25 protein-coding genes are annotated in these 25,109 nt (G+C 43.4%); 8 read left to right on the top strand and 17 right to left on the bottom strand.

Annotated features, from left to right (window positions below):
• Positions 1 to 50: 50 nt before the first annotated feature.
• Positions 51 to 638: a transglycosylase SLT domain-containing protein gene (locus CYCPU_RS0101145; protein ID WP_016390437.1), complete on the bottom strand. Its 588-nt coding sequence runs from the start codon at positions 636 to 638 to the stop codon at positions 51 to 53.
• A gap of 10 nt (positions 639 to 648) precedes the next feature.
• Entirely contained in the window at positions 649 to 1,137 is a 489-nt protein-coding gene (locus CYCPU_RS0101140) for a hypothetical protein (RefSeq protein ID WP_015005046.1), read from the bottom strand.
• A gap of 151 nt (positions 1,138 to 1,288) precedes the next feature.
• Between CYCPU_RS0101140 and CYCPU_RS0101135 the strand changes: the two genes are divergently transcribed.
• Positions 1,289 to 1,705, top strand: a complete 417-nt coding sequence (locus CYCPU_RS0101135) for a hypothetical protein (RefSeq protein ID WP_016390436.1) — start codon at positions 1,289 to 1,291, stop codon at positions 1,703 to 1,705.
• A gap of 376 nt (positions 1,706 to 2,081) precedes the next feature.
• Entirely contained in the window at positions 2,082 to 2,885 is an 804-nt protein-coding gene (locus CYCPU_RS0101130) for an SDR family oxidoreductase (protein ID WP_020161699.1), read from the top strand.
• 191 nt (positions 2,886 to 3,076) lie between these two features.
• On the opposite strand, the gene ssb is transcribed toward CYCPU_RS0101130, so the two are convergent.
• Together ssb and CYCPU_RS0101120 are read right to left on the bottom strand one after the other, a co-directional pair.
• Positions 3,077 to 3,541 (bottom strand): single-stranded DNA-binding protein, encoded by a 465-nt coding sequence (gene ssb, locus CYCPU_RS0101125; protein WP_016390434.1) that lies wholly within the window; start codon positions 3,539 to 3,541, stop codon positions 3,077 to 3,079.
• 50 nt (positions 3,542 to 3,591) lie between these two features.
• Positions 3,592 to 4,989, bottom strand: coding sequence for an MFS transporter (locus tag CYCPU_RS0101120; RefSeq protein WP_015005042.1), 1,398 nt, complete (start codon positions 4,987 to 4,989; stop codon positions 3,592 to 3,594).
• Positions 4,990 to 5,057: 68 nt separating this feature from the next.
• Between CYCPU_RS0101120 and uvrA the strand changes: the two genes are divergently transcribed.
• Positions 5,058 to 7,898 carry an excinuclease ABC subunit UvrA gene (uvrA, locus tag CYCPU_RS0101115; RefSeq protein WP_020161698.1) on the top strand — a complete coding sequence of 947 codons (2,841 nt, stop codon included), beginning with the start codon at positions 5,058 to 5,060 and terminating at the stop codon, positions 7,896 to 7,898.
• Between the two features lie 11 nt (positions 7,899 to 7,909).
• Positions 7,910 to 8,815 (top strand): bile acid:sodium symporter family protein, encoded by a 906-nt coding sequence (locus tag CYCPU_RS0101110; RefSeq protein ID WP_015005040.1) that lies wholly within the window; start codon positions 7,910 to 7,912, stop codon positions 8,813 to 8,815.
• Positions 8,816 to 8,883: 68 nt separating this feature from the next.
• Here the strand turns inward: CYCPU_RS0101110 and CYCPU_RS0101105 are convergent, their stop codons facing one another.
• Positions 8,884 to 9,696 carry an ABC transporter substrate-binding protein gene (locus CYCPU_RS0101105; RefSeq protein WP_015005039.1) on the bottom strand — a complete coding sequence of 271 codons (813 nt, stop codon included), beginning with the start codon at positions 9,694 to 9,696 and terminating at the stop codon, positions 8,884 to 8,886.
• Between the two features lie 71 nt (positions 9,697 to 9,767).
• The gene (locus CYCPU_RS0101100; protein ID WP_015005038.1) at positions 9,768 to 11,126 is read right to left on the bottom strand and encodes an OprO/OprP family phosphate-selective porin; all 1,359 of its coding nucleotides are present in this window, start codon (positions 11,124 to 11,126) and stop codon (positions 9,768 to 9,770) included.
• 207 nt (positions 11,127 to 11,333) lie between these two features.
• Between CYCPU_RS0101100 and CYCPU_RS0101095 the strand changes: the two genes are divergently transcribed.
• The 3 genes from CYCPU_RS0101095 to CYCPU_RS0101085 all read left to right on the top strand — a co-directional run bounded on the left by CYCPU_RS0101095 (position 11,334) and on the right by CYCPU_RS0101085 (position 14,756).
• Positions 11,334 to 12,284, top strand: coding sequence for a sigma-54 interaction domain-containing protein (locus tag CYCPU_RS0101095; RefSeq protein WP_015005037.1), 951 nt, complete (start codon positions 11,334 to 11,336; stop codon positions 12,282 to 12,284).
• A gap of 91 nt (positions 12,285 to 12,375) precedes the next feature.
• Positions 12,376 to 14,088 carry a proline--tRNA ligase gene (locus CYCPU_RS0101090; protein ID WP_020161697.1) on the top strand — a complete coding sequence of 571 codons (1,713 nt, stop codon included), beginning with the start codon at positions 12,376 to 12,378 and terminating at the stop codon, positions 14,086 to 14,088.
• Positions 14,089 to 14,099: 11 nt separating this feature from the next.
• Positions 14,100 to 14,756 (top strand): thiopurine S-methyltransferase, encoded by a 657-nt coding sequence (locus tag CYCPU_RS0101085; RefSeq protein WP_020161696.1) that lies wholly within the window; start codon positions 14,100 to 14,102, stop codon positions 14,754 to 14,756.
• Positions 14,757 to 14,760: 4 nt separating this feature from the next.
• Here the strand turns inward: CYCPU_RS0101085 and CYCPU_RS0101080 are convergent, their stop codons facing one another.
• From CYCPU_RS0101080 to CYCPU_RS0101040, 9 genes are all read right to left on the bottom strand, one after another.
• On the bottom strand, positions 14,761 to 14,946 hold the full coding sequence (locus CYCPU_RS0101080) for a (2Fe-2S)-binding protein (RefSeq protein WP_020161695.1): 186 nt from the start codon (positions 14,944 to 14,946) through the stop codon (positions 14,761 to 14,763).
• Positions 14,947 to 15,651, bottom strand: a complete 705-nt coding sequence (locus CYCPU_RS0101075) for an MBL fold metallo-hydrolase (protein ID WP_015005033.1) — start codon at positions 15,649 to 15,651, stop codon at positions 14,947 to 14,949.
• A 23-nt stretch (positions 15,652 to 15,674) separates the two neighbouring features.
• Positions 15,675 to 17,246: a peptide chain release factor 3 gene (locus tag CYCPU_RS0101070; protein ID WP_020161694.1), complete on the bottom strand. Its 1,572-nt coding sequence runs from the start codon at positions 17,244 to 17,246 to the stop codon at positions 15,675 to 15,677.
• A 76-nt stretch (positions 17,247 to 17,322) separates the two neighbouring features.
• Complete coding sequence (gene rimI, locus CYCPU_RS0101065; protein WP_020161693.1) at positions 17,323 to 17,823, bottom strand: ribosomal protein S18-alanine N-acetyltransferase; 501 nt, start codon at positions 17,821 to 17,823, stop codon at positions 17,323 to 17,325.
• Entirely contained in the window at positions 17,823 to 18,491 is a 669-nt protein-coding gene (locus CYCPU_RS0101060; RefSeq protein ID WP_020933202.1) for a uracil-DNA glycosylase, read from the bottom strand. Before CYCPU_RS0101060 ends, rimI begins: the two co-directional genes overlap by 1 nt.
• Positions 18,488 to 19,222, bottom strand: coding sequence for a CDP-diacylglycerol--serine O-phosphatidyltransferase (gene pssA / locus CYCPU_RS0101055; RefSeq protein WP_015005022.1), 735 nt, complete (start codon positions 19,220 to 19,222; stop codon positions 18,488 to 18,490). Before pssA ends, CYCPU_RS0101060 begins: the two co-directional genes overlap by 4 nt.
• 110 nt (positions 19,223 to 19,332) lie before the next feature.
• Positions 19,333 to 20,349, bottom strand: coding sequence for a ketol-acid reductoisomerase (gene ilvC, locus CYCPU_RS0101050; RefSeq protein WP_016390398.1), 1,017 nt, complete (start codon positions 20,347 to 20,349; stop codon positions 19,333 to 19,335).
• A 63-nt stretch (positions 20,350 to 20,412) separates the two neighbouring features.
• Positions 20,413 to 20,907: an acetolactate synthase small subunit gene (gene ilvN / locus CYCPU_RS0101045; protein WP_015005020.1), complete on the bottom strand. Its 495-nt coding sequence runs from the start codon at positions 20,905 to 20,907 to the stop codon at positions 20,413 to 20,415.
• Complete coding sequence (locus tag CYCPU_RS0101040; RefSeq protein WP_015005019.1) at positions 20,904 to 22,634, bottom strand: acetolactate synthase 3 large subunit; 1,731 nt, start codon at positions 22,632 to 22,634, stop codon at positions 20,904 to 20,906. Before CYCPU_RS0101040 ends, ilvN begins: the two co-directional genes overlap by 4 nt.
• A gap of 178 nt (positions 22,635 to 22,812) precedes the next feature.
• On the opposite strand from CYCPU_RS0101040, the gene CYCPU_RS0101035 reads away from it, so the two are divergent.
• Positions 22,813 to 23,262 carry a DUF4124 domain-containing protein gene (locus tag CYCPU_RS0101035; RefSeq protein WP_015005018.1) on the top strand — a complete coding sequence of 150 codons (450 nt, stop codon included), beginning with the start codon at positions 22,813 to 22,815 and terminating at the stop codon, positions 23,260 to 23,262.
• 17 nt (positions 23,263 to 23,279) lie between these two features.
• On the opposite strand, the gene CYCPU_RS0101030 is transcribed toward CYCPU_RS0101035, so the two are convergent.
• Together CYCPU_RS0101030 and ccsB are read right to left on the bottom strand one after the other, a co-directional pair.
• A complete protein-coding gene (locus CYCPU_RS0101030; RefSeq protein ID WP_015005017.1) occupies positions 23,280 to 23,909 on the bottom strand; it encodes a thiol:disulfide interchange protein DsbA/DsbL in 630 nt (209 codons plus the stop codon).
• 24 nt (positions 23,910 to 23,933) lie between these two features.
• Entirely contained in the window at positions 23,934 to 25,109 is a 1,176-nt protein-coding gene (gene ccsB, locus CYCPU_RS0101025) for a c-type cytochrome biogenesis protein CcsB (RefSeq protein ID WP_015005016.1), read from the bottom strand.

Below are 25,109 nucleotides of genomic sequence, written 5' to 3'. Positions count from 1 at the left end.
AAGACATACGACTATGAGTAGGCGACGCACCCTTTGGCTTTTCGATATGTTTAAAACGGCCATATTGACCAACCAGAATCTAATGTCGACTCACAGCCTTTTAACTGTGCTGAATAACGTTTCGCCTGAGCACCCACTTTTTTCGCAACACGTCGCAACCACCCCTTTGCTAAATATGTGCCACGACTGTATCCGCCGTGACCTTCATGGTAAGCAAGGTATTGTTTTTCGGCATCCCATTTTGATATCCCCAACTTTCGTTGCGACACATTGGTGTACCAGCCAATAAAATCGGCGACATCGGCAAAGTCGTCACGGTCTGCACCGTAACTATCTGTCGACTTCATATACCACTCCCAAGTTGAATCCTGCGCCTGACCATAACCATACGCACTGGATGAACGAGGTAAAGGAACAACACCCAAAAACCAATCTCTTGGAGGCTTAACATTCGATTGAAAGCGAGACTCTTGATGAATAATCGCCATTTGCACAGCTATTGGTGTGCCCCATTTTTTTTGTGCCGCTAAGGTTGCCGGGTACCAATCATCTTTTTCATAGAAAATAGCACACAGGTTTGCTTGGTTCTTAGGTGGTGTAGAGGCACAACCAAACAGTACCAGTGGCAGCAGTAGCATTAGGAACGGTTTAACCACGCCTCACTTTTTCCCAGCTATCTAGTGCGATAACAAATTTCTTTGCTGCTTGTTCCAATAAGGCCAAAAACTGCTCATGCTGACTGGTTTTTATCGCTTCCCAAGCCCGCTTTATATCCATATCTGCCTGCTCCATTATTTGCGCATCTAGCACTTGTTGGTACGCCCTATTAAGCGAGCTGATCATCATATTCAATTCAGCCTTTGCAACATTGCCTTCTGTTAACACCATCATACAAGCAGCTTCTGGGGCCTTTTGCAAGGACGTTTCACTCGACACCCCGCTCAACACAGCCCATTCATCTATATAGTAATTTTTTAACTGGTTGACCAAATGCATTAAACCCAGCATACAAGGTAAGTCTTTAAAAAGCGTTGGATCTCCTCTACTAGCTGCCAACTCTGCCGCCACCTTCAATGAGGGGCCGACAATCATTTGATACTCTTCTGGACTTAGCCACTCTGGCTGTTTCTTATTCATATACTTTACTCAACGCCTTTAAATTATTGCTGCTCTTAAACACAAGCTTTTCGCTCTGTTTGTCTCACTTGCTAGCTTTATTATGACTGACTGGTTACTATATAATCTAGTCGAACGACATTAACTACCTCAACAAACTGAAGGAACAACAATGAAACACTCAACTTTACTGATCGCCGCACTGATTTCAAGCCTTTTATTCTTAACCGGTTGTGAAGAAGCCGAAAAAGCCGCCTCCAGCGCAAAAGATGCCGCTAGTAGTGCCGTTGAGTCTGCAGGTGATATGGCAAAAGATGCGGCAGATGCTACATCAGAGGCCGCTGACTCAGCCATTGATGCAACTAAAGAGACCACATCTAGCGCAATGGAAAGTGCAAAAGAAGTAGCTACTGATGTAACTGAAGGCGCCGAAAACGCAATGGATGCAACGAAAGAAGCAGGCGCTGATATGCTTGATGCTGTTAAAGAAACAACAACTGATGCTGTAGACGCTGCTAAAGAAATGGCAAATGATGCAATGTCTCAAGCAAATGAAGCAACTAAGACGGATGCCGCAGCTGAAGAATAAGCAAACCTTCTTGGAAAAGCTAAATTAGCTGGCTTAATATCGGCCTAGCTAATTAAAAAAGCCCCTTAATAGGGGCTTTTTTATTGTTATGAAAATAAAAGACAACAAGCAAATACTCCACTTTTTAATTAACACTTCCCCCTGTCTACGCTTACTGAGTTTTTGGCATCAGCGGCAAACCTCTATCACACGATAATTGCTAATTTCCGAAATAGCACAAAGCAACTTAAAACACTCAAACATCTTACTTCCAAAGTCTATCTATTTTGACTTGCTCAGTTCAACCACACCTTAAAAATCAAGGTATACTTATTCACGGCGTAATAATTTTTATTATCTTTTCGTTGCGTTAAAAACCGAACAAAAGGAGAACTAAGTGTACAACAATAAAGTCATTTTATTAACCGGTGCTGGCAGTGGTATTGGTGCAGCAGTCGCCAAAGAATTATCAGAATTAGGCGCACAACTTATTTTAGTAGGCCGAAATCAAGATAAGCTTGAAACCGTCAAACAAAATCTATCAGGCCAACACGATGTCTTGGCGGCTGATATTTCATCTTCTGAAGGCCGGCAGGTCATTAAAGAACATTGTGAGCAACGAGCAGGTGGTATTGACATACTGATTAATAATGCTGGTATCAGTGCATTTACAGGCTTTGAAACCATGAGCGAAGAAAAAATTTCTTCTGTTATTCATATTAACTTAACCAGCACTATTTTATTAACACAGCAGCTATTGCCGTTATTAAAAGCTAAACCGTCTGCGCAAATTGTTAATATCGGCTCTGCTTTTGCTAGTTTGGCCTTTGCAGGCTTTACTGTATACAGCGCCAGCAAATACGGCCTAAAAGGTTTTACCGAAGCCCTCCGACGAGAACTTCACGGTGGCACGGTTGATGTGCGCTATTTCGCACCACGCGGAACTGATACACCGTTCAACGACGAGAACACCCAAGCGCTTAATGTGGCTATCAAGGCAAATATAGATACACCTGAAAAAGTAGCAACAGAGTTTGCCGACTTTCTACAAAGCAGTAAGGCTAGGCATTTTGTGGGTTGGCAAGAACGCTTATTTGGCCGCTTGAATGGGTTATTCCCTGGATTAATTGATAAGGCACTTGCTGGGCAACATCAAGCCATTATGGATTGTTTACCCCAAGCGGATAAAGACAAAGGCTAAGTTTTCCAGCTCCCCTTAGCTTTAGGTATTTTTCACCTAAAGCACGGTAACAACAGATAAGCCTTAAACCTACAACATAAAACCATTGTATATGTTGTAGTAACGAATCCGCTGTTTACAACAGCCAATAAAAAAGCCCATTAACTATGGGCTTTTTTATTTATTATGTACAAAGCAGTCTTCGATGGTCTCTAAAATGGAATGTCATCATCAAAATCATCCATCGGTGCTGTAGGTTGTGCCGGTGCTGATGCAAAATTACTCGGTTTCGAGGCCGGCGCTGAACCTGCTGGCGAAAATTCAGCCGAACCACCGCCTCGGCTGTCCAACATTTGCATTGTGCTGGCTTTAATTTCTGTAGTGTAACGGTCTTGTCCGCTTTGATCTTGCCATTTACGTGTTTGCAAAGCACCTTCTACATAAATTTTTGAGCCCTTCTTAAGGTACTCACCAACCACCTCAGCTAAACGATTAAAAAACACTACTCTATGCCACTCTGTTTGTTCTTTTTGTTCACCTGTATTTTTATCTTTCCATGATTCTGATGTTGCCACGGTAACATTGGCTACCGCACCACCACTCGGCATATAACGAATCTCAGGGTCTTTACCCAAGTTACCCACCAAAATTACTTTATTTACGCCTCTGCTTGCCATGTTGTGCTCCGTTATTCTTGCCCTCAATGGGGCGGGTTTAAAGTTTAATCTCAGCCTGTTGCTTGATTAGTTGGGATGATTGCTTCTAGTGCCAGCTCATCTAATAATTCATTATCGACCTTTAAATAAGCCGTTGAATCATCAACTGAAATACCAACATCTAGCACCCCTTTTACCGCTAATAGCTTATCAGTTATTTGCCGTGCCTGCTCGCTCGTTTCGATCTCCACATGTTTCAACAAACTACTCATATGACGTGGGGCCTTCATGCTTAGCGCCACTATAAACCAAATAAATAAAATACCGCCACAGGCTAAAAACACGGAGGCTAAACCATAATTATTCCAGACTAGCCCGCCCATTAAACCACCACAAAAAGCGCCAAAAAATTGCGAGCTGGAATAAACGCCCATCGCGGTTCCTTTTCCGCCAGCAAACGCTATTTTAGAAATCAATGACGGCAAACTCGCCTCTAACAAATTAAATGCTGTGAAAAATACAAATAAAGAACCCAGCATGCCCCAAAGATGACCACTGAACAAATACAACCCGAGGCTAGCCAATGACAAGGCCGCTACAGCGCTAACGAAAACGACTTTCATCTTACGCTTTTTTTCTGCGAGGATAATAAAGGGTAGCATTGCCACTACCGATAACCCCAACACAGGCAAGTAAACCATCCAGTGGTGATCCGCAGCGATGCCCAGCTTCCCTCGTAAAACCAGTGGAAGCACAACAAACATAGCGGTCATCACTAAATGTAAGCAAAAAATACCAAAATCAAGACGTAATAGCTGCGTATCTTTTAACACCTTACCCATCAAAGCAGGAATAGGCTCTGCATCTTTATGCACCGATAATTTTTTCGCGTCTGGCACAACGTTATGCAGGATAAATATACCCACCGTGGCCAAAATCGCTGTAAACCAGAAAATACCCTGCAAGCCAACAACCGATGCTAACAATGGACCCAGTACCATCGCAATACCAAATGAGATACCAATGCTGATGCCTATCGTTGCCATTATTTTTGTCCGATTTTGCTCCAACGTTAAATCGGCCGCCAACGCCATAATTGCCGCAGCAACAGCGCCACTCCCCTGCAAAGCCCGGCCAAGAATAATGCCGTATATCGTTGTTGATAAGGCAGCGACAACGCTACCAGCTACAAACAATAATAAGCCAATCGTAATAATTTTTTTACGCCCAAAGCGGTCAGACATCAAGCCAAAAGGAATTTGCAATAACGCCTGCGTTAAACCATAAATACTAATCGACAAGCCCAGTAGCACCGGTGTTATTCCATTAAGGTGCTCGGTATACAAGGACATTACAGGTAAAATCATAAACAAGCCGAGCATGCGCATTGAAAAAATGCCCGCCAATCCTAAGCTTGCTCTTTTCTCTTGTTCACTCATTACTGATGGTTGGCTTGAAGAATCAGCCATAATTACTTTGCCTAGCCTTTAAAAAGACGGGTATATTAACAGGTTTGGTAATTTAATTAGATACGTAAATGGACACCATTCAAATTCGTGGCGCAAGAACCCACAACTTAAAAGATATTGATCTCGACCTGCCCCGAGACAAGCTGATTGTTATCACAGGTTTATCTGGTTCTGGCAAGTCTTCTTTAGCCTTTGACACGATTTATGCAGAGGGACAGCGTCGTTACGTCGAATCGCTATCCGCTTATGCTCGACAATTTTTATCGGTAATGGAAAAACCTGATGTCGACCATATTGAAGGCTTATCGCCAGCTATTTCTATTGAACAAAAATCTACCTCCCACAACCCACGTTCAACAGTCGGCACCATTACAGAAATTTACGATTACCTGCGCTTATTGTTCGCTAGAACAGGTATTCCACAATGTCCCGATCACGGTACATCACTAGAAGCGCAAACCACCACGCAAATGGTCGATGCTGTACTCGCCTTAGACCCAGAAAAGCGCTGGATGCTACTAGCACCGGTGGTACAGGAACGTAAGGGTGAGCACTTTAATACCTTAAATGATCTACGTAACCAAGGTTTTATTCGCGCAAGAATTGATGGTGAAATTGTTGAATTAGACGATGCCCCACCTTTAGAGCTTAAGAAAAAGCACACCATTGAGGTCATCATTGACCGCTTTAAAATTCGCGATGATTTGTCCGTTAGATTGGCAGAGTCTTTTGAAACGGCGTTAAAGCTCACCGAAGGTATCGCCGTCATCAGCAGCATGGATGACGATGAAGAAATTTTATTTTCATCGCGTTTTGCCTGCCCAACTTGTGGCTACAGCATTAGTGAATTAGAGCCTCGCTCTTTTTCCTTTAACAGTCCAAAGGGGGCTTGTTCAAGCTGTGATGGTTTAGGTATTACGCAATATATTGATGCTCAACAAGTGTTACATAGCCCTGATATTAGCCTTGCCGGTGGCGCCATCCGTGGCTGGGACAAGCGCAATATGTATTACTATCAAATGGTTATGTCGCTAGCCAAGCATTACCAATTTGATCCAGAAGAGCCCTTTAATTCATACCCAGAAGAAACCCAACATGCCATTTTATTTGGCAGTGGCGATGAGCCTATCAACTTTACAACGTTGAACAGCCGAGGCGAATCCATTAAACGCACACACCCTTTCGAAGGGGTCATTCATAGTATGGAGCGACGCTATCGTGAAACCGATTCAAACACCGTACGCGATGAACTGGCCAAATACTTATCAAGCAAGGCTTGCCCAGACTGCCAAGGCCAACGTTTAAATAAAGCCGCTCGCCATGTTTTTGTAGACACCCACACTTTACCTTCAATCACAAACCTGTCTATTCGCCAATCTAGCGCCTTATTTTCCTCTTTAGAATTGGCTGGACACCGTGGCGAAATTGCTAAAAAAATCGTCAAAGAAATTAAGGCGCGTCTCGATTTCTTAATTAATGTCGGTTTAGATTACTTATCATTAGACCGAAGCGCAGACACCTTATCGGGTGGTGAAGCCCAACGAATACGCCTAGCCAGTCAAATTGGTGCTGGGCTTGTTGGCGTTATGTATGTATTAGACGAACCATCCATTGGTTTGCACCAGCGTGATAATCAACGTCTCATTAACACCCTATTTCACTTGCGTGATATAGGCAATACCGTGATTGTAGTTGAACATGATGAAGACGCCGTTTTGGCAGCTGATCATGTGGTTGATATTGGTCCTAAAGCAGGTATTCATGGTGGTAACGTTATCGCTCAAGGCACGCCTGAGGAAATCATCAACGACCCTCTTTCCATCACCGGGCAATATTTATCAGGCGCGCAATATATCGCTGTGCCCCAACAACGTCACCCCGTGGATGCCAGTAAAACACTGCGCATTAATAATGCACGCGCTAATAACCTAAAAAACATCAGTGTTGATATTCCCATCGGTTTATTTACCTGTGTTACTGGCGTATCTGGTTCGGGTAAGTCAACGCTTATTAACGAAACCTTGTACCCAACGGTTGCAAAAGTACTGAATAAATCATCCTTACCTATCGCCGCTAATGACGGTGTTGATGGCCTAGAACATATTGATAAGGTCGTTGATATCGATCAAAGCCCTATAGGGCGAACACCACGTTCAAACCCGGCTACCTACACTGGGCTCTTCACCCCCATTCGTGAACTGTTTGCAGCAACCCCAGAGGCGCGGTCACGCGGCTATACGCCTGGACGATTTAGCTTTAACGTAAAAGGTGGGCGCTGCGAGACCTGCAAAGGCGATGGCGTTATTAAAGTAGAAATGCACTTTCTTGCGGATGTTTACGTCAATTGCGAGAGCTGTAAAGGCCAGCGATACGGTCGAGAAACCTTGGAAATTCGCTACAAAGGTAAAACAATCCACGAAGTGCTCTCAATGACAGTTGAAGATGCTTGTGGCTTTTTTGATGCGATTCCAGTTGTATCAAAAAAACTCCGCACGTTGATGGATGTCGGGCTTGGCTATATTACCTTGGGGCAAAACGCTGTCACTTTATCGGGTGGTGAGGCTCAACGCGTCAAACTATCACGTGAACTATCAAAACGTGATACCGGAAAAACTCTCTACATTCTTGACGAACCGACTACCGGTTTGCACTTTGCTGATATACAGCAGTTACTTAGCGTTTTGCATACGCTTCGTGATCACGGCAATACCCTTGTGGTTATCGAACACAATCTAGATGTTATAAAAACAGCCGATTGGATCATTGATATCGGCCCTGAAGGGGGAGATGGTGGCGGACAAGTGATTGCACAAGGCACACCTGAAGCGGTCACTCAATGTAATGAGTCTCATACAGGGTACTACCTAAAAGATTTCCTAAACAAGACTAACGATAGCCTATCGGCTTAGAAGGAATTACCTTGATTAACAAAGCCACTAAGCTTTTCCCCGTTTGGGCAATACTTTTATCAATTGTCGCCTACGCAATCCCTAGCTTATTTATACCCCTTAAACCTAGTCTCTTTTTCTTATTAGGTTTGGTAATGTTTGGCATGGGTATTAGCTTAAGAGCACATGATTTTTTACGTATTCTTAAATCGCCTAAGCCTATTATCTTCGGCTTATTATTGCAGTTTCTCTGCATGCCTTTTTTTGCTTGGGGTATATCCACTTGGTTGCAATTACCCTTAGCGCTTGCCAGCGGCATGATACTGGTCGGCGCAAGCCCAGGCGGCACCGCCTCCAATGTTATTTGTTACTTAGCAAAAGGAAATGTTGCCCTATCGATCACGATCACCACTTTTTCAACCCTACTGGCGGTGATTGCAATGCCTGCCTTAAGCCTGCTCTACCTTGGTAAACAGGTTGATGTACCGGCCATGAAAATGCTTATGGATATTGTAAAGATTATTATTTTACCGGTCACAGCTGGCATCATAGTCAACCAACTTTTTGGTCGTTTTTTAAGCTCAACCAAGCAGGTTTTCCCATTGATATCTGTTTTTGCTATCGTGCTTATTATCGCCATTATCGTTGCACTCAACCAACCTCGTTTAGGCTCTATTGGGCTGTTATTAGTGGGCGCTGTTGCTCTGCATAACGTACTGGGCCTCTTCACCGGCTACTGGCTACCCCGAGCACTTGGTATGGATCGACAAACCTGCAAAACCCTAGCCATTGAAGTTGGTATGCAAAACTCCGGTCTTGCAGCGGCGCTGGCAGTTAAATACTTTGCTCCGCTTGCGGCACTGCCCGGCGCGCTGTTTTCCTTATGGCATAATTTAACTGGATCCCTACTTGCCTCTTATTGGTCTCGCGCTAAGTAATCAGGCATAAAAAAACGCCCTCTATTTTTATAAAGGGCGTTTATCGAGATTTTAATGGTCGTCGTTACTTACTCAGCATCTGGATAAAATAGCTGCTGCCCACCTTTACGAAAATCTGCAATAATCTCTTGGCCTCTTTTACTCGTAACAAACTGAATATATTTAATCGCTAAGTCATACCTTGAGCCCGGGTGTTTTTTTGGATTAACCGCCATCACATGGTATGGGTTGAATAAATTAACATCACCTTCAAACAACACCTTGAGGGAGATCTTATCGGCAAAAGCAATTTGCGTACCCCGGTCTGTTAAAGCGTAAGCTAGTTTTTCATTCGCTATATTAAGCACCGCGCCCATGCCTTGGCCGACATCGACATACCAGTCCCCACTGGGCGCAACACCGGCTTTCTTCCACAACAGTTTTTCTTTCTTATGTGTGCCCGAGTCATCACCTCTGGAAATAAAGCTAGCTTCTATTTCAGCAATACTACGCAAGGCCTCTTCAATTGTTTTAGAGGCTGCTATATTTGCAGGGTCACTGGTCGGGCCTACTATAACAAAGTCATTATGCATGACCGCCGAGCGATCAATGAAATCACCCGACTTGACGTAGTTCAATTCTGCCGCTGGTGCATGAGCAAACACAACATCAACATCACCTTGCGCCCCCATTGCCAATGCTTTACCAGTGCCTACAGCAATCACTTCAAGCTTAACATTGTGCTGGGTTTCAAAGACAGGGTTTAGCACCGCTAAAAGCCCCGAGTTTTCTGTGCTGGTTGTGGTCGACATTCTAAGAACATCCAATGCCGAACTGTTTGACGCAAACATCATCAGCGCGCCAACACCCATCAGCCAAAGTATTTTTACAATTTTTTTCATTATTTACCCGTTACTTATCCCGTTATAAAAAACAAGGGGCGACAAATGCGCCCCTTTGATGGCCTACCGCGTTAAAACGCCCATTGGCCACGAAGCTGCATAATATCTGCTTCTTCATTATCGTGCGCCCCACCTTCTACCTCTAGCACTTTAATATAGTTAGCAGAAAAACGTAAGCCCGCTACTGGGAACCAATTAAGGCCCAAAGTCACGTTGTCCATTTCACCACCGTTTATAGCGCCATCCATTAAATCAATGGTGCTATATCGTAACGCTAACTCCCATGCACCTATACCACCATTACCAAACGGGCTATTAGGCTTAACTGCTTTGAATTTTGCACCTTTATGCGTATATGGGCGTGTATCTTGTGTAAGGAACCAGCCTGTTTGTGCATACCAGCCATCAAATGTTAGGTCACTAGTTGTATCGCGTTCAAGCTGAGTACGAATATATTCGGCTTGGCCAGAAAACCTATTTTTAACAAGAGCTACTTCGGCACCTAATGTTAGATAGCTATCTACATCTAGCAACTTACCTGTATCCACAAAGTCCACTCCTGAGATGTTAGTTTCAGGCTGTTGTTTGAACTGAACCTCGCCTCCTCGTGTGCTGCGGTAATTTGCGGCCAAACCTAAATGAACCAACGAGCCTTTTTCATTAACTGGCATCCACGTAGAGCGCCCGCCTAACCCCCATCCCTCATCGTCTGAGCCACCATTTGTATTGGCTTTATCACCAAACACACCGAGCGCTGTTGTCCAATGTTTACGATCAATGCTACCCATAACGCCAATATGTCTACTCGCCGTAAAGGCATCAATTGAAGCTCTTTCGGTAAACTGCGTATTATTGTCGCTGATTTGATCTTGCAACATAAATGGGTCTCTAAAATGGCCGGCCTTAACGCTTAGCCCTTCAAAGTCAAACCCATTGTAACCAACCCAAATATCCGTAATCCCTTTTCGTGTATCACCTGTACCCGCAAAGTCATACTCAAACTTATAGAACCAATCTTTATTTACCGTGCCTTTAATATATAACCTTGCTCGACGTACTTTTGTACCATCGCCCAGCGTGCTACCCGCTGCCGAATCATCTTCTCCATACCAGGCAGAATCTAACTGCATGCGGCCACCAATTTGCGTGGTGAAGTTACCATCACGAGATTTAACAGCCAAGCCACCTTTATTAACATTTACTTCAACATTGGTTGCCTTATCGAGCCTTTCTTGAATGTCTTCAGTTTGCGCGATCGTTTTTTGCTCTGTTGCTTTTGCCTCAGCTAATACGCGTTGGTATTGCGCATCTGATATCGTGCCATTTTCATGCAGCAACATAAGTAGCGTTGTCAGTTCAGAGCCTGCATGAGCCGATACCGAGCCCCCCATAAAAACAGCGGCAGCTAACGCTAATTTATTTATTTTCATTGATTTTTCCTTATTATTGATTATCAAAATACCCGCTGGCATACAGCAAAACTAATGCCAGCGGGTTTGGCATACCATCAACTCATTGATTAATAACTAACTTTAAAAATTATCACTGAAACAAGCATAACAACGCACTAGACTTATGCGACACTTTGTCTCAATATAAAGAGACTTTTGACAGAATGTCTCACGACGCTATTTTCTATGACTACCCACAAATCATCGGCACTTCGTAAAGCCATTCGTGACCGCCACTCATTTTTTGGTAATAACCCACTTGTCGTTAAACTGTTGGACGACATTGATCGTGTCGCCACTAAAAACACACCTATTTTATTGGACGGCGAAACGGGTACTGGTAAAAGCCTATTAGCTAGAAAAATTCATGACCTTAGCCAACGCAAAGGTCCCTTTGTATCTATTAACTGCGCAACCTTTAGTCAACACTTATTAGAAACCGAACTATTTGGTCACGCAAAAGGCGCCTTTACAGGTGCCAAAGACGCACGAAAAGGGCTAGTCGCCACTGCACAAAATGGCACATTATTTTTAGATGAAATTGGCGAGCTGCCGCTAGATTCGCAACCCAAGCTTTTACACCTTTTAGAAGAAAAAACCATTCGCCCCGTTGGCTCCGACAAAGAATATGACACCTCTGTCCGTATCGTTGCCGCCACAAATAAACGCCTTAAAGACCTGGTTAAGCAAGGCTTATTTAGGGCTGACTTATATTACCGTTTAAGTGTCGTTCCTTTTACTGCACCGCCACTGCGTGACCGCCCAGATGATATTGAAGCGCTCACTAGCACCTTTGTTTGCCAATTGTGTGAGGAACACGAATTAACCAGCCCTCACATTTCAACTGAGTCAATCAATGCCTTACAAGCTTATGACTGGCCCGGTAATATTCGTGAACTACGCAACCATATTGAACGCTCGTTACTGCTAAGCATCCCATTACATGAAACATTACCGGTGGCTGACACTGACTCAGCGACTACAAACAAGTACTGCTTAAAATCACTTGAAAAAGAGCATATTCTTAAAGTCATTAATGAGAGTAAAGGCAACAAATCTCAAGCCGCAAAAAGCCTGGGCATCTCTCGCCGCACGCTTGATAGAAAACTTAAACGCTGGGATCAAAAAGCTGCCTAACAATATCTTTTCTATCGCCACTAGGTAGTGGTCCTTTTTCAGCGTAAAATGTCTCGCTTCATGTGAACCTCATTAACCGAAGAAAATAACTATGCGTACTAGCCAATTCCCACTCAATACCGTTAAAGAAACCCCTTCAGATGCCGAAATCGTCAGTCATCAATTAATGATTCGCGCGGGGCTTGTTCGCAAGCTAGCAGCTGGTTTATACAATTGGCTCCCCCTTGGTGTTCGCATTCTGCAAAAAGCACAGCATATTGTTCGCGAAGAAATGAACAATGCTGGTGCGTTAGAAGTCTTAATGCCAGTTGTACAGCCATCTGAACTGTGGCAAGAATCGGGGCGTTGGGAACAATACGGCCCTGAACTAGCTCGCTTAAATGACCGACATGGCCGTGAGTTTTGCTTAGGCCCAACACATGAAGAAATTATTACCGAACTGGCCCGTAACGAAATAAAGAGTTACAAGCAATTACCGATTAATTACTACCAAATACAAACTAAATTTCGTGATGAGATTCGGCCTCGTTTTGGCATTATGCGTTCACGCGAATTTATTATGAAAGATGCCTATTCGTTTCATATGGATGACGAGTCTTTGCAAGAAACCTATGACCGCATGTTTCAGGCCTACCATAATATTTTTACACGCCTTGGCCTAAATTTCCGCCCTGTATTGGCAGACACCGGCTCTATTGGTGGCAACGCCTCGCATGAGTTTCATGTACTGGCTGATTCTGGTGAAGACGCGATTGCCTTTTCTACTGAAAGCCAATACGCCGCTAATGTAGAAAAAGCCGAGGCATTAGCACCCACAGAGCCGCGCGCCGAGGCCACTGAACAGTTAGAAAAAGTACCTACCCCAGGCCAACGCAGCATTGAAGAAATCAGCAGCTTCTTAAACGTGAGCAGCGCGCAGTGCTTAAAAACCTTACTGGTAAAAGGAGATGACGATACTGTAGTGGCGCTTTTATTATGCGGCCACCACTCACTGAACGATATTAAAGCCGAAAAGTTAGACGGCGTAGCATCACCCCTAACGATGGCTAGCGATGCTGAGATTTTACAAGCTGCTGGCTGTGATGCAGGCTATATCGGCCCCATTGATTTAGACGTCCCTATGATTGTTGATCGTAGCGCAGCGACTATGGCAAATTTCATTTGTGGCGCTAACGAAAATGACATGCACTACACAGGGGTAAACTGGGGCCGCGATTTAGCAGAACCCGCTCGTATTGAAGATATTCGTCAAGTCGTGGAAGGGGATGCTAGCCCTGATGGACAAGGCACCCTGACTATTGCTCGCGGCATTGAGGTTGGCCATATTTTTCAATTAGGCACTAAATACAGCGAAGCGATGAATGCTTCTGTGCTAAACGAAAACGGCAAAAACCAAGTGATGACCATGGGTTGTTATGGTATTGGCATTACCCGCGTCATTGCTGCCGCTATTGAACAAAATCATGATGATAAAGGTATTATTTGGCCCGCTGCATTAGCCCCTTTTCAAGTCGCTTTATTACCGATGAATATGCATAAGTCTGAACGCTTAAAAGCAGCGACTGAAAAACTATACCTAGAGCTAAAAGAAGCCGGTTTTGATGTTTTATTTGATGATAGAAAAGTACGCCCCGGCTTTATGTTCTCAGATATGGAGCTTATTGGCATTCCTCATCGCATCGTGCTGGGCGATAAAGGCTTAGACAATGGCATGGTTGAATATCGTGCTAGAACAGACAGCGACAACCAAGATATACCCTTAGATCAAATAATCGCGCACCTAAAAACAGTCACAAAACAATAAACTTAAACATTATGGACACTAACTTTTGGCATGAACGTTGGGCAAAAAGTGAAATTGGTTTTCACTTAAATGACGTTAACCCGTATCTTATCGAGCACTTTGCTGCACTCAAACCAAAAGCAAACGCCGCTGTTTTTGTGCCTTTGTGCGGCAAAAGCAAAGACCTTATCTGGTTAGCAGAACACGCCGAAAAAGTATTGGGCATTGAGTTAAGCAAAAAAGCCGTGGAGGACTTTTTCAAGGAAAACAATCTCACGCCTAGTATTACCCAGGGTGATCGCTTTTTAACGTATCGTTATGAAAATCTCACCATTATTTGCGGCGATTTATTCGAACTAACAGCCGACGACGTAGCTGCTTACCAGCTTGTTTACGATCGTGCGTCCTTGATTGCTTTTCCAGCGGATATGCGCGCCCGCTATGTCGAAAAACTAAATGAACTTTTACCTAATAAAACGCAGCGCCTACTCGTTACTGTTGACTACCCCCAACATGAAATGAGCGGCCCTCCCTTTTCGGTAACACCTGACGAAGTACAGCAACATTTCTCTGCGCGTTATGAGATTCAGTGCTTAGTGTCTGAGGATATTTTAGAGCAATCAAAACGCTTCAAGGCCAAAGGCGTATCGCGCATGCTTGAACACGTTTTTTTGCTCACAGAAAAATAACCTTTTAGTCTACATCGAGCAGTTTTTCCACAATATAAACACACATGCCGCAGGCAACATTAACGTGTGTTTTTTCCCTTGCCTGCTCAAGTGTCTCGATATTGTCGGCCTTTATCCTTGTTAAAAAGTGCTTTTTGGTGACGCCCGTGCAACTGCAAATCACATCATCATCTTTAAATTCATACGCCACTTAGTGATCGTGCCCACAGCCCGATTCTGGCTCTGCCTCATAAGGGCTCTTGCGTTTTGGCGTATTCATTCGGTATTGCACAAAATCTTGCAGGCTATGCTGATGCAAAAACGGGTTACCTTTTATTTGCTCTGCGATGGTTGATGTCTTTTTAACCGCATAATTGTGCCCCGGCAGAATCGTCGTAGAACTTGGTAATTCCGTACGAATTTTATTCAAGGTTTTATACATTACTTCTGGGTCGCCGCCTGTGAAATCACACCGTCCACAACCAAAAACAAACATCGTATCGCCCGTTAACAAATCATCGCCTATTTGATAACACGCTGAACCGGGCGTATGCCCCGGCGTATGCAACACTTTAATACTACTATCACCCAACATAATTTCATCACCACCATAATGAATGCTTGGCGAGGCTGGGTGATCACCCCAAAAGTCAGCTTCTTGCTTTAACAAATGTACCTGTGCATCGTACTTATCCAGCACATCACCAATACCGTTAATATGGTCATGGTGACTATGCGTTAGCAGGATATCGGTAATCTCGACTCCTTTTTGCTTAGCCAACTCTATTACCTTAGGCACATCCCAAGCAGGATCTACCACCGCTGCTCGGTTAGTTTTGTGATCGTGAATCAGATAAATAAAGTTTTCTGCAGGGCCTAGTTCTAATGCTTCTATTGAATAGTTTTTTTCAGTCATCACTCACTCCTATCATTTATGTTTTACAGCTCGCGTGTCGCACTAAAGGTTATCTCTGGCCAGCGCTCTTGTGTTAACGATAGGTTAACTCGGCTTTTCGCTAAATATACCAAATAGCCACCGCCATCTTCTGCCAAACTATCGTGCGCTTTCTTCTTAAACTCTTCAAATTTTTTCGGGTCATCACAGCTCACCCAACGAGCCGTTGTAATAGGTGCATTATCATACACACACTCTACGTTATACTCACTTTTAAGCCGTTGCGCCGTTACTTCAAACTGAAGCACACCCACTGCACCTAAAATTAAGTCATTATTCCGTAGCGGTTTAAATAACTGCGTCGCACCTTCTTCGGTTAATTGCGTCAGGCCTTTTTGTAAAGCCTTCATACGTAGCGGGTCTTTTAAGACAGCTTTACGAAAAAGCTCTGGGGCAAAATAAGGAATACCACCAAATTTTAAAGCCTCACCTTGTGTAAACGTATCACCCACTTGAATGGTGCCATGATTATGCAGCCCAATGATGTCACCTGCAAAAGCCTGTTCTACGTTTTTCCGGCTATCCGCCTGAAACGTAATGGCATTACCAACCTGAATATTCTTCTTAATACGCACATGGTTTATTTTCATACCCTGTGAATACTCACCGGAACAAATACGCATAAAGGCTATTCGATCACGATGCGCTGGATCCATATTGGCTTGAACCTTAAATACAAAACCCGAAAACTTATCTTCTTCTGGCAGCACTTCACGTTCAACGGCTTGTCGTGGTTGAGGAGCTGGCGCATATTCTGCAAACGCGTCAAGCAATTCACCCACACCAAAATTATTCACCGCCGAGCCAAAAAACACCGGTGTTTGTTTACCCGCTAAATAAGCGTCTATATCGAAAGGCGTACTGGCTTCTCGAACAAGCTCTAACTCCTCAAAAAAATCTTCAAACTCATGGCCCATCAACTCCTTGAGCCCAGGATTATCTAGCCCTTTAAATATTTCGCCAGTGGCAATTTTACCGCCATGCGTTGGGCTAAACACATGTACCTCATCCTTATAGATATGGTAAACGCCTTTAAAGCGCTTACCCATGCCTATTGGCCATGTCATTGGCGCACATTGAATTTTCAACACCGACTCAACTTCATCAATAAGCTCTAAAGGATCCCTGCCTTCCCTGTCCAACTTATTAATAAAACTAATAATCGGCGTATCACGCAAACGACACACTTCCATTAATTTAATGGTTCTGGCTTCCACCCCTTTCGCACAATCGATGACCATCAACGCAGAATCAACCGCTGTTAATGTTCGATAGGTATCTTCAGAAAAATCCTCATGCCCAGGGGTATCGAGCAGGTTCAATAATTTTTCATTATGTTCGAATTGCATCACCGAGGTAGTAATCGAAATACCCCGCTCTTGCTCCATTTCCATCCAGTCAGATGTTGCGTGTCGTGAAGCTTTTCGCCCTTTAACTGACCCCGCAACCTGAATCGCGCCCCCGAACAACAACAGTTTTTCGGTCAGCGTTGTTTTACCCGCATCGGGGTGGGAGATAATGGCAAACGTTCGCCGTTTTTTAAATTCGCTAGACATGCTGATTAACTACTTAAAATAATGATTTGGCATTATACGGCAAGCGATTGTTAGCTAATAATGCCAAAGGAGCTTTTTACGCAGAATCTGATGTTAAATCCAACGATAAGACCAAAGCATCTTCTTTACCATCGGCTGCTGGGTAATAATTTTTACGTTTGCCAATTTTTTTAAAACCGGCGGTTTTATAGAGTTGAACGGCTGCTGTATTGGAGGGTCTTACTTCCAAGAAAACACTGTTTGCATTTTTTTTCTTCGCGATAATCAGCACTTCTTTTAGAAATTGTCGACCTAATCCTTTGCCTTGGTAGGCAGGGTCCAAGCATATATTTAAGATATGCGCTTCGCCAACTGCGACTGATAAAATAACATAGCCTACGAACTGACCGTCTTTAATAAAGGCCCAATTTGAATAGCCAATTTTTAAACAGTCTTTGAAGATACCTTCACTCCAAGGGTAGCTATACATTTGCCGCTCAATTGTCAGAACTTTGGGAATATCGTTTGTTTTTAATGGGCGTAAATAATCCACTTGAGGGCCAGTTAAACTCAGCAACGATTTTAATTTAGTTAACATCAAGCCTTGCTAACCAGCGTTCTTGCCAGTTGTATATCGTCCCAAGCTTGCCTTTTGGCTGAAGGTGTTTTTAATAAATCGCGTGGGTGACAACTGACCACTATTGGTGTGGGCACATCATCAACCTTATGCACTGTTCCTGTTAGGTGGCTTAACGATTCGTTTGATTTTAGTAAGCTTTGTGCTGCCTTTTCACCCAATACAAAGACAAGCTGTGGTTTTACCAATTCTATTTGACGAATCAAGTAAGCTCGGCACGATAATAACTCGACCTTTTCCGCTTCAACATTAGCTGAACGACACTTAACACTGTTTGTTAAATGAACTGTCGATTTTTTAACCCCGACCGCCAATAACATTTCTGATAATAAGTGAGCCACGTCACCAGTTAATGGCCGCCCTTCTCTATCATCTTGTTGTGTTGGAAAGTCACCAACGATGAGCCAGTCGGCGTGCATTGGGCCATCGCTAAACACTAGCTGGTTCCTAACAGCTGAAGCCTCACAACGTTGGCAGTTTGACGCTATTTCGTAAAGCTCTTGAAGGGTGTTTGCTGTAACGTCGTCACTGACTTCTTCGGCGATTACCTGTTCTTGCCTGCTCCTCTCTTGCCAAACTTGAACGCCCATCAGATCCAAGTAGGCTAGCTGCCTATTGGATGTTGTCATTCAGTTTTATCGCGTTGTGTTCGGCGCAATAAGCGCATCGTTAGTACTAGTCCAGATAAGGCATACACTAAACACATAATAAATAATATTAACGGAGGCGCAGCATAGATTAAGGCTAAAACCAGCATAACAATCACGGCAACGACAAAAGGCACCTTGCCCGTAAAATTAAGCTCTTTGAAACTATGGTAACGAATGTTACTAACCATTAATAAACCCGCACATAAGGTGACTGTTAGTAAGCCTGCCGTCGCCGCGGTGCCTGTTAATTGGTAGTCTTCCATTAACCACACATAGCCGGCCACTAGGGCAGCGGCAGCTGGGCTGGCTAACCCTTGAAAGTAGCGTTTATCAGCAATGTTATGCTGAACATTAAAGCGTGCTAAACGTAATGCACCACACGTTGCATATACAAAGGCTACCATCCAACCAAACTTGCCTAAGGACGACAGCCCCCACGAATAAGCAACTGCTGCAGGTGCCACACCAAATGAAACCAAGTCAGCCAAGCTATCGTATTGTGCACCAAACTCGCTTTGAGTATTGGTCATGCGTGCAACACGGCCATCAAGGCCATCCAGCACCATGGCAATAAAAATAGCAATAACAGCTATTTCAAAATGGCCATTAACTGCGCCTGTAATCGCATAAAAGCCAGCAAACAAGGCGCTGGTTGTAAATAAGTTTGGCAGTAAATACAGCCCTTTGGATGGAGGGGGTGTTTGTTTCATCAAGTACTAACTCCGTTGGTTGTATTTTTAGTATAGCCTAGCATCATCTATATGATGACAAAAAAAAGCGGCCGTTAAAACGGCCGCTTTTGTAGTCTTTAAAAAACGACCTAGTTTTTAGTTTTATCAACTAAAGCATTGGCAGTAATCCATGGCATCATTTCACGTAATTTTCCGCCAACTTGCTCAATTTGGTGTGCCGCATTATTTCTGCGGTTTGCTGTCATTGATGGGTAGTTAGTCGCCCCTTCAACAATAAACTGTTTAGCATACTCACCATTTTGAATGTTTCTTAACGTTTCACGCATTGCTTCACGAGATTCGTCATTGATCACTTTCTTACCGGTTACATACTCACCATACTCAGCATTGTTTGAGATCGAGTAGTTCATGTTAGCAATGCCACCTTCGTACATTAAATCCACAATCAGTTTTAACTCATGCAAACATTCAAAGTACGCCATTTCTGGTGCATAGCCGGCTTCAACCAATGTTTCAAAACCCATTTTAACAAGTTCAACCGTACCACCACATAAAACAGCTTGCTCACCGAATAGGTCAGTTTCTGTTTCATCTTTAAAGGTTGTTTCGATAATACCTGTACGACCGCCGCCAATTGCTGATGCGTATGACAAGGCGATATTTTTAGCTTTGCCAGATGCATCTTGGAAAACAGCAATCAAATCGGGAATACCACCACCGTTTTTAAATTCGTTACGTACGGTATGTCCAGGCGCTTTAGGTGCAATCATAATCACATCTAAGTCAGCACGTGGTACCACTTGGTTATAATGAATAGCAAAACCGTGTGCAAATGCTAATGCAGCACCTTGCTTAATATTTGGCTCAATTTCTTCTTTATATAACTGAGATTGAAATTCGTCCGGAGTCAAAATCATTACTAAGTCAGCAGATGCTACCGCTTCAGCCACTTCTTTAACCGCTAGGCCAGCTTCTTGTGCTTTAGCCACTGAACTTGAGCTAGCTCTTAAACCAACAACAACATTAACGCCAGAATCTTTTAGGTTATTTGCATGCGCATGGCCTTGTGAACCATAACCAATAACAGCTACTGTCATTCCTTTAATGATTGAAAGGTCCGCGTCTTTATCGTAGTAAATATTCATCTTTTTCCTTAATTTTATTAAAATTTAACCGTCCTGCCTGCGCAAGACGCCGCACTTAACTTGTTACAGCGTTAACGATCTCTCACCACGAGACAAACCGATGACACCGGTCCGAACAACATCAATAACTTCATTTTCCAATGAAGACAAGAAATCATCCAACCAAGCTTTTTCGCCTGATAATTCAACAATCAAATAGCCATCCGTTTCATCGGTAATACGGGCTGATGAATCGGCGCCTAAACTGTCAATTTTTTGCAACATGGCATCATTCTTTTTCACCTTCAGCAAAACTAGCTCGCGTTCTAATGAAAAGGACTCTGATAAATCAATTAACTTCACCACATCAATTAATTTATTCAGTTGCTTTTTAATTTGCTCAATTGTCTCATCATTGCCAACGGTTACCAATGTTAGTCGAGACAAGGTAGGGTCTTGAGTCGGTGCAACCGTTAAGGACTCAATGTTGTAAGCTCTAGCAGAAAACAAGCCTGAAACACGCGACAAAGCACCGGCTTCATTTTCCAATAAGACTGAAATAATATGCTGACGACTCATGCCAATATCCTTTTATACTTTGAGTTTGGCGCCATTACCATATCGTTATGAGCTTTACCTGCCTCAATCATTGGATATACGTTTTCTTCTGTATCTGTTAAAAAGTCTAGAAAAACCGTACGATCTTTCATCGCAAAGGCTTCCCTTAGCGCCGGCTCTACATCTTCTTTTTTAGTCACTTGAATACCCACATGACCATACGCTTCTGCTAACTTTTTAAAGTCTGGTAATGCTTCAAGGTAAGAATGTGAATAACGACTTTTATAAGTGAACTCTTGCCACTGACGCACCATGCCTAGATAACCATTGTTTAAGTTAATCACTTTCACGGGAGTATCGTATTGCAACATGGTCGATAACTCTTGCAGGCACATTTGTATGCTTCCTTCGCCGGTTACACAAGCAACATCAGCCTCTGGGTTAGCAAACTTTACACCCATCGCCGCCGGCAAACCAAAACCCATTGTTCCTAAGCCACCAGAATTGATCCAACGACGAGGTTTATCAAACGGGTAAAATTGTGCGGCAAACATTTGGTGCTGGCCCACGTCCGATGTTACAAAGGCTTCACCGTTCGTTACCTTATACAGTTGCTCGATAACATATTGTGGTTTGATAGTGCCGCTGTTCTTATCGTATGCCATGCAATCTACTGCACGCCATTCGTCTATTTGTCGCCACCAATCAGCAATACGCTCACGATCAAAGGTTTCACCTAAACTCTCTATTTGTGCAAGCATGTCTAATACAACAGGTTTTACCTGTCCAACAATAGGCACATCAACCGTAATGGTTTTAGAAATAGAGGCCGGATCCACATCAATATGAATAATTTTGGCATTTGGGCAAAACTCGGCAATTTTACCTGTTACCCGATCGTCAAACCGAGCGCCGATAGCAATAATTAAATCACTATCATGCATTGCCATATTCGCTTCGTAAGTACCATGCATACCCAGCATTCCTATAGACTGCGGGTCTGTGCCTGGAAAAGCCCCTAAGCCCATTAAGGTCTGAGTAACAGGGAAATTCAACGTTTTACAAAGCCGTCTAAATTCTTCGCTAGCTTCACCTAAAATAACGCCACCACCACTGTATATTACAGGGCGTTTAGCTGCTTTAATCAGTTCAATTGCTTTTCTTGTTTGACCAATATTGCCACTAATTATTGGTTTATAAGAACGCATGACTACTTCTTCAGGATACTGGTAAGGCACCTTAATATCAGGGTCTGTTATATCTTTAGGGATATCAACCACAACAGGGCCTGGGCGACCTGACATAGCTAAATAAAACGCCTTTTTCATCGTTTCAGCAATATCGGCAACATCCTTTACCAAGAAATTATGTTTTACACACGGGCGAGTAATACCGACCGTATCAACTTCTTGAAAAGCATCGGTACCAATAACTGCTCGAGGCACTTGCCCAGTGATCACCACCAGAGGAATTGAGTCCATATAGGCTGTAGCAATGCCGGTTACTGCATTTGTTGCACCGGGGCCAGAGGTTACAAGTACCACACCAGGCTTACCTGACGAGCGCGCATAACCATCGGCCGCATGAGTAGCACCTTGCTCATGGCGGACCAACACGTGTTTCACATCTTCTTGCTTAAAAATAGCATCATATATATGTAATACGCACCCACCAGGGTACCCAAACACGTATTCCACACCCTCATCTTTTAAGGATTGGATGACGATTTCACCGCCACTTAGCTCCACAATGATTCTCCAAAATTCAACTGATTTGATTCGATCTAAAATAAATTCGATTACAACATGAAATCGAACTGGACAAAATACTAACTTTTGTGCATTTGGTCAAGCTCTTTCATTAGTCACACAGTGCTATATACTTAACCAAAAGACACTAATCCTACATAATCATAAGGACTTCCCTATGTATCGCGCTTTGATGTTTTGTTCTTGCTTACTTTTTGCTCAATTTGCTTATTCGGCCATTTACCAGTGGGTTGACCACCAAGGTAACACTCACTATAGCCAGCATCCGCCAGCTGACAAATCCATTTCGACTCAAAACATTACTGTCACGAAAAAACCTGTCGCCGATGCTAAAAAAAACCAACAATCAATTCAAGATAGTGCCAATGAAATAGCCAAATCTAATGCTGAACGTCAAGCTGCTCGTGACAAACTGCAACAACAGGCTGAGGAAAACAAGCGCCTCCAGGAAAGCTGCGAGGCCAGCAAAAAGAGCCTTATTGAATTAGATTACGGCGGTAACCGTTTGTACAAAGACACTGAAGGGAACTATTCTCGCTTCACTGACGAAGATAAAAACAAACAGCGCGAACAACTTAACGACTTTATCAACAAGAACTGTCGCTAAATCACCGCACTGTGAATTTATTTTGTTTTTCTTTCCTTAGCCAACAGGTAATCCATAATCTTCAACATGTTCTGGTAACTCTTCGCCATTGACCCTGTGATAAGGTATTTACCTTCAACCACTATAGCCGGTACGCCTGTTACGCCATAACGGTCAACCATATCCTTCGCTCTTGCTACTTTTGTATTTACAATAAAGGAATGGTAGGTCTTTTTAAATAACGCCTCATCTATTCCATACTTCGTATAAAAGTTAGCCAGTTGATTGACTGTATTAATGACTGCCTTTTCTGCATGCATAGCATGAAATAACGCACCATGTGACTCATCTAATACGCCTAAGATATCGGCTGCGAAGTAGGCTCGTGCATGTCGCTCCCACTGTTCATTGAAAACCGCAGGCAAGCGAGCAAAATTTACGTCGGCAGGAAGGCTTGCTACCCAAGGATCTAATGTAGGCTCAAAGTGGTAACAATGCGGACAGCCATACCAAAAGATTTCCAATACTTCGAGGCGGCTTGAATCATCTGTGGGTTGAGCAGGTTTAATCAGCTGATAATCAACACCTTCTTTAAACTCAACGTCTGCGGCAAAAGAAGAACCTGCTGATATAAAAAAAATACTCAATAAGACCAATAGTTTATTCATTATTCTCTCCTAAAATTGATAACGCTAAAGTTCGCCGTATGAATGCAAACCAGACAAGAACATATTGACACCCAAAAAGGCAAACAAGGTAACAAACAAACCAACAATGGCCCATGCAGCCATCGGTTTTCCACGCCAACCTTTTGTTAACCTCATATGTAACCAAGCTGCATAATTCAACCAAACAATTAAGGCCCAAGTTTCTTTAGGGTCCCAAGACCAATAACCACCCCATGCTTCAGCCGCCCATAACGCGCCTAAAATGGTCGCCAAGGTAAAAAATGCAAACCCTAGAGCGATGGATTTATACATAAGGTCATCAAGAATATCTAACGCAGGCAAGGCCATTGCAATACTATTCGAGTTAAGTCGTTCCGCTCTGACACGAATTAAATAGGCAGTTGCTACCATAGCAGCTAAGGCAAACGCACCGTAACCAACGAAGTTGGCTGGCACATGAATTTTCATCCAATAGCTCTGTAAGGCCGGCACTAATGGTTGAATATCGGCGGCATCTCTATCAAACGCATACCAAAGCAAAAAGGCAACCGCTGCACTAATAATTAGCAGTACAAACCCGCCTAACATGCGTGTCTGATAACGACGCTCGTAAAACAAATACAACAAGGCCGTAATAATTGAAAATAAAATAAACACTTCATACAAATTGCTCACTGGGATATGCCCAACATCTAAGCCGATAAGGTATGACTCTCTCCAACGAACCATTAACCCAACCAAACCCATTGTTGTTGCCGACCAGGTCATCGCGCTGGCAACTTTCCCTATAAAGTCTGAACGTGCAAAAAACGCAATAAAGTAAGTAACCGTTGCAAGCACATACAGTGCGCTCATCCACATAATAGCTGATTGACTTGATACCAAAAACCGCAAAAAGAAATCCGTCTCCACATCAGTCAGCCCGTTTGTGTAGCGACTAATGCCAAAAATACTGAGTAAAAAAACTGCCAGTGACAGCCCCCTAATTTCTTTCCAATGCCAACCTAAGGCAACTAAACTGATACCGGTTGAAAATAAAATAACCTGCTCATATACATCCATTAACGAGGCATAGCTCGCATAGGCATATCCGCTGCCAAGCAACACCATAATCGCCCACACCCAATCAACTATACCGAGCCCTTTCCAAAAAGATTGCTGATCTAATTCTTGTTGCAACGCTGCATGTGTACTGTTCAT

The sequence above is a fragment of the Cycloclasticus pugetii PS-1 genome (assembly GCF_000384415.1).
Lineage (GTDB): Bacteria > Pseudomonadota > Gammaproteobacteria > Methylococcales > Cycloclasticaceae > Cycloclasticus > Cycloclasticus pugetii.
Note: the sequence above shows the minus strand (reverse complement) of the source record. Positions and strands in the feature narration are given on the sequence as shown.